The sequence below is a fragment of the Micromonospora rosaria genome (assembly GCF_001567585.1).
GTDB classification, from domain to species: domain Bacteria; phylum Actinomycetota; class Actinomycetes; order Mycobacteriales; family Micromonosporaceae; genus Micromonospora; species Micromonospora rosaria.
In genome coordinates, this window is the sequence record NZ_LRQV01000063.1 from 1 (window position 1) to 13,420 (window position 13,420).

Below are 13,420 nucleotides of genomic sequence, written 5' to 3' on the forward strand. Positions count from 1 at the left end.
CCCGGCCGGGCTGCGGTTCGGGTACGGGACCAACGGCTTCGCCAACCACCGGCTCGACGACGCGCTCGCCGTCCTGGCCGACCTCGGGTACCAGGGGGTCGCGCTCACCCTGGACCACGACCACCTCGACCCGTTCGCCCCCGGGCTGGCCGGGCGGGTGGCCGCCGTCCGGCGGCGGCTGGCCGACCTCGGCCTGGCCGTGGTGATCGAGACCGGTGCCCGGTACCTGCTGGACCCGTGGCACAAGCACGCGCCGACGCTGCTGCACGACGACCCGGCGCGGCGGATCGAGTTCCTGCGCCGGGCCGTGCGGGTCGGGGCCGACCTGGGCGCCGAGGCGGTCTCCTTCTGGGCCGGGGTGCGCCCGGCCGGGGTGGACCCGCAGGTCGCCTGGGACCGGCTGGTCGCCGGCTGCGCGGTCGCCGTCGAGGCCGCCGAGGCGGCCGGGGTGCCGCTCGGCTTCGAGCCGGAGCCGGGGATGCTGGTGGAGGACATCGCCGGCTGGCGGCGGCTGCGGGCGGCGCTGGGCGAGCCGGCGGCCTTCGGCCTCACTCTCGACATCGGGCACTGCCGCTGCCTGGAGCCGGTCTCCGTGCCGCAGTGCGTGTACGACGTCGGTCCGCACCTGGTCAACGTGCAGATCGACGACATGCGGCGGGGGGTGCACGAGCACCTGGAGTTCGGCACCGGCGAGATCGACTTTCCGCCCGTGCTGCGGGCCCTGGCCGACGTGGGCTACCGGGGCCTCGTCGCGGTGGAACTGCCCCGGCACTCGCACGCCGCCCCGAGCGTCGCGGCGACGTCGCTGGACTTCCTGCGCGCCGCCGAGCGGGCCGGTGCGGCGGTGGGCGGGGAGCCGACCCGGGCCCGCTGAGGCGGCGCGGGGACCTGAGCGGAACACCCGGTTCGGCCACCGGCCGACCGGTACGAGGGGAGGACAGGCGGATGACACCGGACCGGCTGCGGACCGCGTTGCGCGACGTACCCGATCCCGACTGGCTGGACGCGGCGCTGCGCCGGGTGGCGGACGAGCCGGCGAGCATCGACCGGTTCTTCCCGGCCGCCGGGCGGCGGTGCGGGCGTGGCCCGCTGCCCGACCTGCCCGGCTGGACGGCCGACGAGGCGGCCCGCGCGCTGCTGCTGACCGCGCTGCCCCGGGGGCACGCCGAGTACGCCGAGGCGCTCTACCGGCACGGTGACGCGGCCGAGAAGCGGGCCGTGCTGCGGGCCCTGCCGCTGCTGCCGATCGGTGCCGCCGGGGTGCCGCTGCTGCACGACGCGATCCGGACCAACGACACCCGGCTGGTGGCCGCCGCCCTCGGCCCGTACGCCGGGCACCTGGACCCGCCGTCCTGGCGGCAGGCGGTGCTCAAGTGCGTCTTCATGGACGTGCCCCTGGCCGAGGTGGCCGACCTCGACGACCGGGCGGACGGCGAGTTGGCGGCGATGCTCGCCGGGCTGGCCGCCGAGCGGCACGCCGCCGGTCGGCGGATGCCCGCCGACGCCACCGACCTGCTCGACCAGCTCACCGCCCGGGAGGCGTGATGCGCATCTTCGACCCGCACATCCACATGACCTCGCGCACCACCGACGACTACGAGCGGATGGCCGCCGCCGGGGTACGCGCGGTGGTGGAGCCCGCCTTCTGGCTGGGGCAGCCCCGCACCAGCCCCGCCTCCTTCGCCGACTACTTCGACTCGCTGATCGGCTGGGAGCCGTTCCGGGCCGGGCAGTTCGGGGTGCGGCACCACGCCACCATCGCGCTGAACCCGAAGGAGGCCAACGACCCGCGCTGCCGGCCGGTGCTCGACCTGCTGCCCCGGTATCTCGACAAGGACGGCGTGGTGGCGGTCGGCGAGATCGGGTACGACTCGATGACCCCGGAGGAGGACGCCGCCTTCGCCGGGCAGCTCGCCCTGGCCGTCGCGTACGACCTGCCGGCGCTGGTGCACACCCCGCACCGGGACAAGGTCAAGGGCGTGGAGCGCACCCTGGCGGTGGTCGCCGAGTCCGGCATCGCCCCCGGCCGGGTGGTGGTGGACCACCTCAACGAGGTGACCGTGAAGCTGGTCCGGGACACCGGCTGCTGGCTGGGCTTCTCCATCTACCCGGACACCAAGATGTCCCCGCCCCGGATGGTGGAGCTGCTCAGGACGTACGGCACCGAGCGGATGCTGGTCAACTCGGCGGCCGACTGGGGGCGCTCCGACCCGCTGCTGACCCGGGCCACCGGGGAGGCGATGCTCCAGGCCGGCTTCACCGAGGACGACGTCGACCAGGTGCTCTGGCGCAACCCGGTCGAGTTCTACGGCCAGTCCGGGCGGCTGGACCTCAGCGACCTGGACGCCCCCGCCCCCACCTTCCAGGGCAACTCCATCCTGCGCGGCGGTAGCTGATGCGCCTGCGGCACGCCGACGGCAGCACCGTGCACCTCGGCTACTGCACCAACGTGCACCCGGCCGAGGACCTGCCCGGCATCCTGGGGCAGCTCGACACGTACGCGGTGCCGGTCCGCGAGCGCCTCGGCGGCGACCTGCTGGGGCTGGGGCTCTGGCTGGCCGCCCCGGTCGCCGCCGAGCTGGCCGCCGACGCGGGGCTGCGCCGCCGGCTGCGTACCGAGCTGACCGTCCGGGGGCTGGAGGTGGTCACCCTCAACGGCTTCCCGTACGCCGCGTTCCAGGCCCCGGTGGTCAAGGGCGCGGTGTACCACCCGGACTGGACCACCGCCGAGCGCACCCGGTACACCTTGGACCTGGCCCGGATCCTGGCCGACCTGCTGCCCGACGACGCCGCCCGGGGCTCGGTCTCCACCCTGCCGTTGGCCTGGCGGACGCCGTGGGACGCCGAGCGGGCCGACGCCGCCCGCCGCCGCCTCGACGAGCTGGCCGACGGGCTCGCCGCCGTGCAGCGGGAGACCGGTCGCCCGGTCCGGGTCGGCTTCGAGCCGGAGCCGGGCTGCGTGGTGGAGTCCACCGACCAGGCCGCCCGGCTGCTGTCCGGGCTGGACCCGCAGCGGCTGGGGATCTGCCTGGACCTGGCCCACCTGGCGTGCGCCTGGGAGGAGCCGGCCGCCGCCCTGGCCCGGCTGCGCGCGGCCCACCTCTCGGTGGTGAAGGTGCAGGTCTCCGCCGCCCTGGAGGCGACCGACCCGACCGGTGGGGCGGACCCGCTGCGGCCCTGGGTGGAACCCCGCTTCCTGCACCAGACCCGGGGCCCCGGCTGCGCCCACGCCGCCGACCCGGCCGACCCGGCGTACGCCGCCGACGACCTCGACGCCGCCCTGGACGCCCGGCTGCCCGGCCCGTGGCGGGTGCACTACCACGTGCCGCTGCACGCCCCGCCGGAGCCGCCGCTGACCTCCACCCTGCCGGTGCTGCGCGCCGCGCTGCGGGAGCTGTTCGCCGGTCCCACGGCCGGCTGCGACCACCTGGACGTCGAGACGTACACCTGGGGGGTGCTGCCGGCGGCGCGGCGGCCGGGCACCGCCGCGGAGCTGGCCGGCGGGATCGCCGCCGAGCTGGCCTTCGCCCGCGACGAACTGGCCGCGATCGGCCTGGAGACTGCGTTGGAGGTAGGCACGTGAGCCGGAAACTGGTGGTGCTGGACGTGGTCGGGCTGACGCCCCGGCTGCTGGCGCACATGCCGAAGCTGCGGGCGGTCGCCGACGGCGGGTTCACCGCCCAGCTCGGCACGGTGCTGCCCGCGGTGACCTGCACCGTGCAGTCCACGTTCCTCACCGGGGAGCTGCCCCGGGAGCACGGCATCGTCGCCAACGGCTGGTACTTCCGGGACCTGGGCGAGGTGTTCCTCTGGCGGCAGCACAACGCGCTGGTCCAGGGGGAGAAGCTGTGGCACACCGCCCGCCGCGCCCGCCCCGACTACACGGTGGCGAACGTCTGCTGGTGGTACGCGATGGGCGCGGACGTGAACTGGACGGTGACCCCGCGCCCGATCTACCGGGCCGACGGGCGCAAGGAGCCGGACTGCTACACCGACCCGCCGGAGCTGCACGACGCGCTCACCGACAAGCTGGGCACCTTCCCGCTGTTCAGCTACTGGGGGGCGAACGCCGGCATCCCCTCGTCGCGGTGGATCTGCCGGGCCGCCGAGCAGATCCTCGCCGAGCACTCGCCCGACCTGACCCTGGTCTACGTCCCGCACCTCGACTACGACCTGCAACGCTTCGGGGCCACCTCGCTCCAGGCCGCGGTCGCCGCCAAGGAGCTGGACGACGTGCTCGCGCCGCTGCTGGACGCGGCCCGCGCGGCGGACGCGACGGTGGTGGCGCTCTCCGAGTACGGCATCACCGACGCCTCCCGGCCGGTCGACGTCAACCGGCTGCTGCGCGCCGAGGGGCTGCTGCGGGTGTACACCCAGGACGGCATGGAGTACCTCGACCCGTGGACCTCCCGCGCCTTCGCGGTCGCCGACCATCAGGTCGCCCACGTCTACGTCAAGGACCCGGCCGACGTGCCGGCGGTGGCGAAGCTGCTGGAGGGGCTGCCCGGGGTCGCCGAGGTGCTCGACGCCGAGGGCAAGGCCGCGTACGGGCTGGACCACCCCCGCTCGGGCGAGCTGGTGCTGGTCGCCGAGCCGGACGCCTGGTTCACCTACTACTACTGGCTGGACGACGCCCACGCCCCGGACTTCGCCCGGCTGGTGGACATCCACCGCAAGCCCGGTTACGACCCGGCGGAGCTGTTCTTCGACCCGGCCAACCCGGGCGCGGCGAAGCTGCGGGCCGGGGTCGCCCTGGCCCGCAAGAAGGCGGGGATGCGGTACCTGATGAGCGTCGTCGGGCTGGACGCCGGGGCGCGGGCGGTGCGCGGCTCGCACGGCCGGCTGCCCGCCGATCCGGCCGACGGCCCGGTGCTGCTCTGCTCCGACCCGTCCGCCGCCCGGGAGTCGCTGGCGGCCACCGAGGTCAAGGGGCTGCTGCTGGAGCTGGCCGGGCTGGCGGGGGACGGGACACCCCGGGAGACGCCATGACCGTCACCGCGCCCCCACCCCTGGACGCCGGGCGGCTCCGGGCCCGGGTCGACGCCGAGCTGGCCGCGTTCCTGGACCGGCAGGGGCCCGAGTGGCCCGACGGCGCGCCCCGGGGGGTCTTCACCGCCCTGCACCGGTTCGTCCTGGCCGGTGGCAAGCGGATCCGTCCGCTCTTCTGCTACTGGGGCTGGCGCGGGGCCGGTGGCGAGGACGGCGACGAGATCGTGGTGGCCGCCGCGGCGCTGGAGCTTTTCCACGCCTTCGCCCTGATCCACGACGACATCCTGGACGGCAGCGACCGGCGGCGCGGTGAGCCGTCGGTGCACCGGCTCTTCGCCGACCTGCACGCCCGCTCCGCCTGGCGGGGCGACCCGGAGGCGTACGGGCGTAACACCGCGCTGCTCTGCGGGGACCTCTGCGCCGCCTGGTCCGACCAGATGTTCCACGAGTGCGGGCTGACCATCGAGCAGGTGCACCGGGGGTACGCCGTCTTCGCCCTGATGCGGACCGAGGTGATCGCCGGCGAGTACCTGGACCTGGTCTCCGGGGTCGGCGACGGCTCGGTGGCCAGCGCGCTGACGGTGATCCGGATGAAGGCGGCCCGGTACACGGTGACCCGGCCGTTGCAGATCGGGGCGACCCTGGCCGGCGCGGCGCCGGAGCTGGTGACCGCGCTGGCCGAGTTCGGCGACCCGCTGGGCGACGCCTTCCAGCTCCGCGACGACGTGCTCGGGGTCTTCGGCGACCCGACCGTGACCGGCAAGTCGGTCCTGGACGACCTGCGCGAGGGCAAGCCGACGGTGATGATGGCGCTGGCCCGCAGCTCCGCCGACCGGTCGCAGAGCGCCCGGCTGCGGGAGCTGTTCGGCAACCCGGACCTCGACGCCGACGGGGCGACCGAGCTGCGGGAGATCATCGAGGCCACCGGCGCCCGGGAGAAGATCGAGCAGATGATCCGGGTCCGGACCGAGGCGGCGCTCGGGGTGCTGGACACCGCGCCGATCCACGGGGAGGCGCGCGCGGCGCTGGCCGCCCTGGCCGGGCACGTGGTCGACCGGCAGAACTGACCGGCTCCGCGCCGCCGGCTGGCGAACGCCGGGTCGGGTACCGGCCGGACGACGGTCTCGGGACTTTTGGCTGAGTCAGCGAAAGTCCGTCGCAAGACATCGAAAGGTGTGGACATATCGATGGAAGGCATTTAGTGTCGTCGCTGTCACGCACCTGTTTCGTCGAGGTGAACCGGCGGCGCGGTAACCCATCGACCGGTGACCACCGAGCCTGCGGAACCCCTCCGTCGGTGGTCACGGCCCCCCGGGCGGCACCCGGTGCGGGCCACGGGTCATCCGCAACGGCTTCCGGCGCGACGGCGCGCGCCCCGCCCTGGCACGTCAGGTCAGGAAGGGACAGCAGGACGATGTCCACCCCCACCCCCACCACCCGAGCCCGCCGCTGGGCCGCCACCGGTGCCGCGCTGCTCCTCGCGGCCACCGCCGGCCCCCTCGCCCTCAGCGTCGCCCCCGCCCCGCTCGGCGGGGCGGCGACCGCCTCGGCCCACCCGATCGTCGCCACCGACTTCCAGCAGGTCGAACTGGCCCGGGGCGTCGCCGAGGTCGGCGAACCGATGTCCCTGGCCGTGCTGCCCGACCGGTCGGTGCTGCACACCGCCCGCAACGGCACCGTCCGCCGCACCGACGCGGCCGGCACCACCACCGTCATCGGCACCGTGCCGGTCTACACCCACGACGAGGAGGGCCTGCAGGGCATCGGGGTCGACCCGAACTTCACCACCAACCGGCACGTCTACCTGTACTACGCCCCGCCGCTGGCCACCCCCGCCGGGGACGCCCCGGCCACCGGCACCGACTTCTCCGCCTGGCAGGGCGTCAACCGGCTCTCCCGGTTCACCCTCGGCGCCGACTTCAGCCTCAACCAGGCCAGCCGGGTCGACGTGCTGGACGTCCCCGCCGACCGGGGCATGTGCTGCCACGTCGGCGGGGACATCGACTTCGACGCCGCCGGCAACCTGTACCTCTCCACCGGCGACGACACCAACCCGTTCGACTCCGCCGGGTACGCCCCGATCGACGAGCGGACCAACCGCAACCCGGCGTACGACGCGCAGCGCAGCTCCGCCAACACCAACGACCTGCGCGGCAAGATCCTGCGGATCAGGGTGAACGCGAACGGGTCGTACTCGATCCCGGCCGGCAACCTCTTCCCGCCCGGCACCGCCCGGACCCGGCCCGAGATCTACGCCATGGGGTTCCGCAACCCGTTCCGGATGAGCGTGGACAAGGCCACCGGCCACGTCTACGTCGGCGACTACGGGCCGGACGCCGGCACCACCAGCACCGCCCGGGGACCGGCCGGGCAGGTCGAGTTCAACCGGATCACCGCGCCCGGCAACTACGGCTGGCCGTACTGCACCGGCAGCAACACCGCCACCGAGACCTATACCGAGTGGGACTTCGCCACCGGCACCGGCGGCGCGCGGTACGCCTGCGCCACCGGCCCCACCAACAACTCGTTCCGCAACACCGGCCTGAGCACCCTCCCCGCCGCCCGGCCCGCCTGGATCCGGTACGGCGGCGACGCCGGCTCGCCACCGGAGTTCGGCGGCGGCTCCGAGTCCCCGATGGCCGGCCCGGTCTACCGGTACGACGCGGCCAACCCGTCGACCACAAAGTTCCCGCAGTCCTTCGACGGGCAGTTCTTCGCCACCGAACTCGGCCGGGGCTGGGTCAAGCCGATCCACCTCACCGCCGACGGCGCACCCGGCACCATCGACGCCTTCCCCTGGGTGGGCAAGCAGGTGATGGACTCGGCCTTCGGCCCGGACGGGGCCTACTACCTGCTCGACTACGGCACCGGCTACTTCAACGGGGACCACAACTCGGCGCTGTACCGCTTCGACCACGTCGGTGGGGGCAACCGCGCGCCGACCGCCGTGGCCACCGCCGACCGGACCTCCGGGGCCGCCCCGCTCACCGTCGTCTTCTCCTCGGCCGGCTCGACCGACCCCGACGGCGGCGCGTTGACGTACTCCTGGGCCTTCGGCGACGGCACCACCTCGACGGCCGCCAACCCGACCAAGACGTACTCCGCCACGGGGCGGTACACCGCGACGCTGACCGTCCGGGACCCGCAGGGCGCGACCGGCACCAGCAGCGTGCAGATCACCGTCGGCAACACCGCCCCGACGGTCCGGATCGACGCCCCGGGCGAGGGCCGGCTCTTCTCCTTCGGCGACACGGTGCCGTTCCGGATCACCGTCACCGACCCGGAGGACGGCCCGGTCGACTGCGCCAAGGTCACGATGACCTACATCCTCGGCCACGACCAGCACGGCCACCAGATCACCGCGAAGAACGGCTGCACCGGGGAGATCACCGTCCCGGTCGACGGCGAGCACGACACGGCAGCGAACATCTTCGCCGTCTTCGACGCCGAGTACACCGACTCCGGCGGGCTGACCACGCACACCCAGCACATCCTCCAGCCCCGCCACCGGCAGGCCGAGCACTTCCGGACCGCCTCCGGGGTGAACGTCTTCGACAAGCCCACCGCCGAGGGCGGCCGGACCGTCGGTGACATCCAGAACGGGGACTGGATCTCCTTCCAGCCGTACCACCTGGGCGACGCCACCTCGTTCAGCGCCCGGGTCTCCTCGGCCGGGGCGGGCGGCACCCTCCAGGTCCGGGCCGGCTCCGCCACCGGGGCCGTCCTCGGTTCGGCGACCGTGCCGGTCACCGGCGGCTGGGACGTCTTCACCACGGTCACCGGGACGCTCGCCGGCGCGCCCGCCGGCACCACCACCCTGTACCTCACCTTCGCCGGTGGGGCCGGCGCCCTGTACGACCTGGACTCGTTCACCTTCGCCACCAGCCCGAGCGGCAACCGGACCGGGCCGGTGGTCGGGCTCGGTGGCCTGTGCCTGGACGTGCGCGGGGCGGGCACCGCCGACGGCACCCAGGTGCAGGTGCACACCTGCAACGGCACCCCCGCCCAGACCTGGACGGTGACCCCCGGCGGGCCGGTCCGGGCGCTGGGCAAGTGCCTGGACGTCTCCGGCGGCGGCTCGGCCGACGGGACGAAGATCCAACTCTGGACGTGCAACGGCACCGGCGCGCAGAACTGGTCGGCCCAGCCCGACCGCACCCTGCGCAACCCGGCCGCCGCCAAGTGCCTGGACGTGTCGAACAACAGCGCCACCAGCGGGCAGGCCGTACACCTGTGGACCTGCCACGCCAACGCCAACCAGCAGTGGACCCTGCCCTGACGTGCAAGGAAGGGCCCCCTATTAACGCATGTGGTTAAGAAGGGGCCCTTCCTTACACTTAGCCCGATGGGAGAGCGACAGATGCGTCGACGTACCCGATCCCTGCTCGGTGTGGCCCTCGCCGGCCTCGCCGCCATCGCCTGCACCGCCCCCGCCGCCCCGGCCAGCGCCGCCGACGAGCCCTTCGACGTGCTGGTCTTCTCCCGCACGGCCGGCTTCCGGCACGACTCCATCCCGGTCGGCACGCAGACCATCCGCGACCTCGGCGCGGCCAACAACTTCACGGTCACCGCCACCGAGGACCCGACCACGTTCACCACCGGCACCCTGTCCCGGTACGAGGCGGTGGTCTTCCTCAACACCACCGGGGACGTGCTCAACGACAGCCAGCAGACCGCCTTCGAGTCGTACATCGGCGCCGGCGGCGGCTTCGTCGGGGTGCACGCCGCCGCCGACACCGAGTACGGCTGGTCCTTCTACGGCAACCTGGTCGGGGCGTACTTCGCCGCGCACCCGGCGATCCAGCCGGCCACCGTGACCGTGCAGGACCGGGCCCACCCGGCCACCGCCCACCTGCCGCGCGCCTGGAACCGCACCGACGAGTGGTACGACTACCAGACCAACGCCCGCTCCACCGCCCGGGTGCTGGCCACCCTCGACGAGTCGTCGTACTCGGGCGGCCGGATGGGCGCGGACCACCCGCACGCCTGGTGCAAGACGTACGGCGGGGGCCGGTCCTTCTACACCGGCGGCGGGCACACCCAGGCGTCGTACGCCGAGCCGGCGTTCCGGGCGCACCTGCTCGGCGGCATCCGGTACGCGGCCGGCCGGGCCAAGGCCGACTGCCGCCCGGAGACCGGCTACACCACCCTCTACGACGGCGCGACCACCGGCTGGTCGCAGGCCGGTCCGGGCGGCTTCACCAACACCGACGCCACCCTCACCTCCACCGGCGGGATGGGGCTGTACTGGTACAGCGCGAAGCAGTTCACCAACTACTCGCTCAAGCTGGACTGGCGGATGGCCGGGGACGACAACTCGGGTGTCTTCATCGGCTTCCCGCCCTCGTCGGACCCCTGGTCGGCGGTGAACAACGGGTACGAGATCCAGATCGACGCCACCGACGCCGCCGACCGGACCACCGGCGCGGTCTACGGGTTCAAGTCCGCCGACCTGGCGGCCCGCGACGCGGCGCTGAACCCGCCCGGCGAGTGGAACACCTACGAACTGCTGGTCGAGGGGGAGCGGCTGCAGATCCTCCTCAACGGCGTGAAGATCAACGACTTCACCAACACCGACCCGGCCCGCTCGCTCGCCGGCCACGTCGGCCTCCAGAACCACGGCGCCGACGACGAGGTCTCGTTCCGCAACGTCCGGATCAGGGAACTGGGCGCGCCGGGCGGGAACACCACCGTCCAGGCCGAGGCGTTCAGCACCGCCCAGGGCGTCTCCCCGTACGCCAAGGCCGGGGCCAACGGCGGCCAGACCCTGGGGCACGTCGACCCGGGCGACTGGGCCGGGTACGCCGGGCTCGACCTGACCGGGGTGACCGCGCTGCGGGCCCGGGTGGTCTCCGGCGGGCCGGGCGGCACCATCGGGGTCCGGACCGGCTCGCCCACCGGCCCCCTGCTGGGGCAGGTGGCGGTGCCGAACACGGGCGGCTGGAACACCTTCGCCGACGTCACCACCACCCTCACCGGGGTGCCGTCGGGCCCCCGCGACCTGTACCTGACCTTCACCGGGTCCGGCACGGGGCTGTTCGACGTGGACGACGTCACCCTGGTCCGGGGAGGCGGCACCGGCGGCTCGGGCCCGGTGCGCGGCCTCGCCGGCAAGTGTCTCGACGTGCGCGGCGGGGCCACCGCCGACGGTACCCAGATCCAGCTCTGGACCTGCACCGGCGCCGCCGCCCAGACCTGGACGGTGACCCCGAACGGCCCGGTCCGGGCGCTGGGCAAGTGCCTGGACGTCTCCGGCGGCGGCGCGGCCGACGGGACGAAGATCCAGCTCTGGACGTGCAACGGCAGCGGCGCCCAGACCTGGTCCGCGCAGCCGGACCAGACGCTGCGCAACCCGCAGTCGGGCAAGTGCCTGGACGTGTCGGCGAACAGCTCCGCCGACGGTCAGCCGGTGCACCTGTGGACCTGCCACACCGGCGCGAACCAGCGCTGGACCCTGCCCTGACCGACGGTCCACCCGGGGCGGGCCGGGGCGGGCTGGCCTTCCGCAACGGGCGGTGGTGGTCCTAGAGTGGGGGCGGCGACCGTCGAGGTGGCCGGTGACCCGGCGGGAGGCGCAACCCGCTGGGCCCAGGTGCGGACCGTCGCACCCACCGGTGCTCCGAGGCGGCAGCCGCCCACACCGGCCCGTCCCGGTCACCCTCGCCCCGGTCCGTACAGGAATCCCCCACACCCATAGGGGAGAAGGACACATGGCGCGACCCATCACGCTCTTCACCGGCCAGTGGGCCGACCTGCCGTTCGAGGAGGTCTGCCGGCTCGCCTCCGAGTGGGGCTACGACGGCCTGGAGATCGCCTGTTGGGGTGACCACTTCGAGGTCGACAAGGCGCTCGCCGACGACTCGTACGTCGACCGGAAGCGGGAGACCCTGGCCAAGTACAACCTCCAGGTCTGGACGATCTCCAACCACCTGGTCGGCCAGGCGGTCTGCGACCACCCGATCGACGAGCGCCACCAGGACATCCTGCCGGCCGACATCTGGGGCGACGGCGAGCCCGAGGGCGTACGCCAGCGGGCCGCCGAGCGGATCAAGGACACCGCGCGGGCCGCCGCGAAGCTCGGGGTGAAGACGGTCGTCGGCTTCACCGGCTCGTCGATCTGGCACACCCTGGCGATGTTCCCGCCGGTGCCCCCGGCCATGATCGAGCGGGGGTACCAGGACTTCGCCGACCGGTGGAACCCGATCCTGGACGTCTTCGACGAGGTCGGGGTCCGCTTCGCCCACGAGGTGCACCCCAGCGAGATCGCCTACGACTACTGGACCACCAAGCGGACGCTGGAGGCCATCGGGCACCGGCCGGCGTTCGGGCTGAACTGGGACCCGTCGCACTTCGTGTGGCAGGAACTGGACCCGGTGAACTTCATCTTCGACTTTGCCGACCGGATCTACCACGTCGACTGCAAGGACGCGAAGGTCCGCACGGGTGACGGCCGGCGCGGCCGGCTCGCCTCCCACCTGCCCTGGGCGGACCTGCGCCGGGGCTGGGACTTCGTCTCCACCGGCCACGGCGACGTGCCGTGGGAGGACTCCTTCCGGGCGCTGAACGCGATCGGCTACACCGGCCCGATCTCCATCGAGTGGGAGGACGCCGGCATGGACCGCCTCGTCGGCGCACCCGAGGCGCTCCAGTTCGTCCGCCGGCTCGCCTTCGACGCCCCGTCGGCGGCGTTCGACGCCGCGTTCAGCAGCAACCGGGACTGAGTAGACCGACGGGCCGGACACCGCGAGGTGTCCGGCCCGTCGACACGTCGTGCCCGCCGCGTGGGGTCGGTCAGGGCGCGGTGCCGTTGGCGCCCGTCCCGGACGGCTTGGTCCGGGCGGTACCGCTGCCCGACGTCGACCCGGTGGACGTCGACCCGGTGGAACTGGCCGGGCTGTTCGCCTTCGCGCCGACGGTGGCCGGCGTGCCGGCGTGGGCGCTGTCGGCGGCGGTCAACTGCCCGCTGCCGTTGCTGGACAGCTTCTCGCCGAGCTTGGAGTGGTTGAGCCGGTCCTTGCCCTCGCTGTAGAGCCGGGTCGCCTGGGCCTGCGCGACCCCCGCCGCCTCCTGCACGGTGGGGTGGTCCAGCACCTTGCGGCCCCGGACGACCAGCTCTTCGTACTTCTCCCGGCCGGCACGGGCGCCCAGGACGAATCCCGCAGCCAGCCCGCCAAGGAACAAGATCTTTCCGCGCATGGCGGCTCCTTTCGTACCTGACGCACCGGTCGCCCGTCCGGGGTACCCCGGCGGGAGCGACCATTTCGCGCCTGCGTCCTCTGTCGGCAGCTAACTACCCATCCTTCTCCGCCGTCATACCTCCAGGCGCCAGGATGGCGATTTGTCCCGTTCTCCGGGCGCGGCGACCATGATCGAAAGTGGTCGGCAGCGGCTCCCCGGCAGCTCGTGGCAGTTCGCGGCACGCACCCACAGT

Annotated in this window: 10 protein-coding genes; 9 read left to right on the plus strand and 1 reads right to left on the minus strand. The window is 73.7% G+C overall.

Annotated elements, in window-relative coordinates; genetic code table 11:
* The 9 genes from AWW66_RS17645 to AWW66_RS17685 all read left to right on the plus strand — a co-directional run.
* The coding region (locus AWW66_RS17645) for a sugar phosphate isomerase/epimerase family protein (protein WP_425413282.1) at nt 1-874 on the plus strand (874 nt) is incomplete at its 5' end.
* 71 nt (nt 875-945) lie between these two features.
* A complete protein-coding gene (locus tag AWW66_RS17650; RefSeq protein WP_067367390.1) occupies nt 946-1,545 on the plus strand; it encodes an EboA domain-containing protein in 600 nt (199 codons plus the stop codon).
* Nucleotides 1,545-2,396: a TatD family hydrolase gene (locus AWW66_RS17655; RefSeq protein WP_067367392.1), complete on the plus strand. Its 852-nt coding sequence runs from the start codon at nt 1,545-1,547 to the stop codon at nt 2,394-2,396. Before AWW66_RS17650 ends, AWW66_RS17655 begins: the two co-directional genes overlap by 1 nt.
* Nucleotides 2,396-3,583: a metabolite traffic protein EboE gene (gene eboE / locus AWW66_RS17660; RefSeq protein WP_067367394.1), complete on the plus strand. Its 1,188-nt coding sequence runs from the start codon at nt 2,396-2,398 to the stop codon at nt 3,581-3,583. The genes AWW66_RS17655 and eboE overlap by 1 nt, the downstream gene beginning before the upstream one ends.
* Entirely contained in the window at nt 3,580-4,989 is a 1,410-nt protein-coding gene (locus AWW66_RS17665; RefSeq protein WP_067367397.1) for an alkaline phosphatase family protein, read from the plus strand. Before eboE ends, AWW66_RS17665 begins: the two co-directional genes overlap by 4 nt.
* Nucleotides 4,986-6,056, plus strand: a complete 1,071-nt coding sequence (locus AWW66_RS17670) for a polyprenyl synthetase family protein (RefSeq protein WP_067367399.1) — start codon at nt 4,986-4,988, stop codon at nt 6,054-6,056. Before AWW66_RS17665 ends, AWW66_RS17670 begins: the two co-directional genes overlap by 4 nt.
* Before the next feature lie 347 nt (nt 6,057-6,403).
* A complete protein-coding gene (locus AWW66_RS17675; protein WP_067367402.1) occupies nt 6,404-9,268 on the plus strand; it encodes a PQQ-dependent sugar dehydrogenase in 2,865 nt (954 codons plus the stop codon).
* A 66-nt stretch (nt 9,269-9,334) separates the two neighbouring features.
* Nucleotides 9,335-11,452: a ThuA domain-containing protein gene (locus tag AWW66_RS17680; protein WP_396890612.1), complete on the plus strand. Its 2,118-nt coding sequence runs from the start codon at nt 9,335-9,337 to the stop codon at nt 11,450-11,452.
* Nucleotides 11,453-11,699: 247 nt separating this feature from the next.
* Nucleotides 11,700-12,710, plus strand: a complete 1,011-nt coding sequence (locus tag AWW66_RS17685) for a sugar phosphate isomerase/epimerase family protein (protein ID WP_067367408.1) — start codon at nt 11,700-11,702, stop codon at nt 12,708-12,710.
* A gap of 70 nt (nt 12,711-12,780) precedes the next feature.
* Here AWW66_RS17685 and AWW66_RS17690 read toward each other — a convergent pair whose 3' ends face one another.
* Complete coding sequence (locus AWW66_RS17690; RefSeq protein WP_067367410.1) at nt 12,781-13,185, minus strand: hypothetical protein; 405 nt, start codon at nt 13,183-13,185, stop codon at nt 12,781-12,783.
* Nucleotides 13,186-13,420: the final 235 nt, after the last annotated feature.

What these genes read in the sequence shown, in the direction of transcription:
- AWW66_RS17680 (WP_396890612.1), top strand. Translation starts at nt 9,335, where the DNA reads ATGGGAGAGCGACAGATGCGTCGACGTACCCGATCCCTGCTCGGTGTG.
- AWW66_RS17690 (WP_067367410.1), bottom strand. Translation starts at nt 13,185, where the DNA reads ATGCGCGGAAAGATCTTGTTCCTTGGCGGGCTGGCTGCGGGATTCGTC.
- eboE (WP_067367394.1), top strand. Translation starts at nt 2,396, where the DNA reads ATGCGCCTGCGGCACGCCGACGGCAGCACCGTGCACCTCGGCTACTGC.
- AWW66_RS17655 (WP_067367392.1), top strand. Translation starts at nt 1,545, where the DNA reads ATGCGCATCTTCGACCCGCACATCCACATGACCTCGCGCACCACCGAC.
- AWW66_RS17650 (WP_067367390.1), top strand. Translation starts at nt 946, where the DNA reads ATGACACCGGACCGGCTGCGGACCGCGTTGCGCGACGTACCCGATCCC.
- AWW66_RS17685 (WP_067367408.1), top strand. Translation starts at nt 11,700, where the DNA reads ATGGCGCGACCCATCACGCTCTTCACCGGCCAGTGGGCCGACCTGCCG.
- AWW66_RS17675 (WP_067367402.1), top strand. Translation starts at nt 6,404, where the DNA reads ATGTCCACCCCCACCCCCACCACCCGAGCCCGCCGCTGGGCCGCCACC.
- AWW66_RS17670 (WP_067367399.1), top strand. Translation starts at nt 4,986, where the DNA reads ATGACCGTCACCGCGCCCCCACCCCTGGACGCCGGGCGGCTCCGGGCC.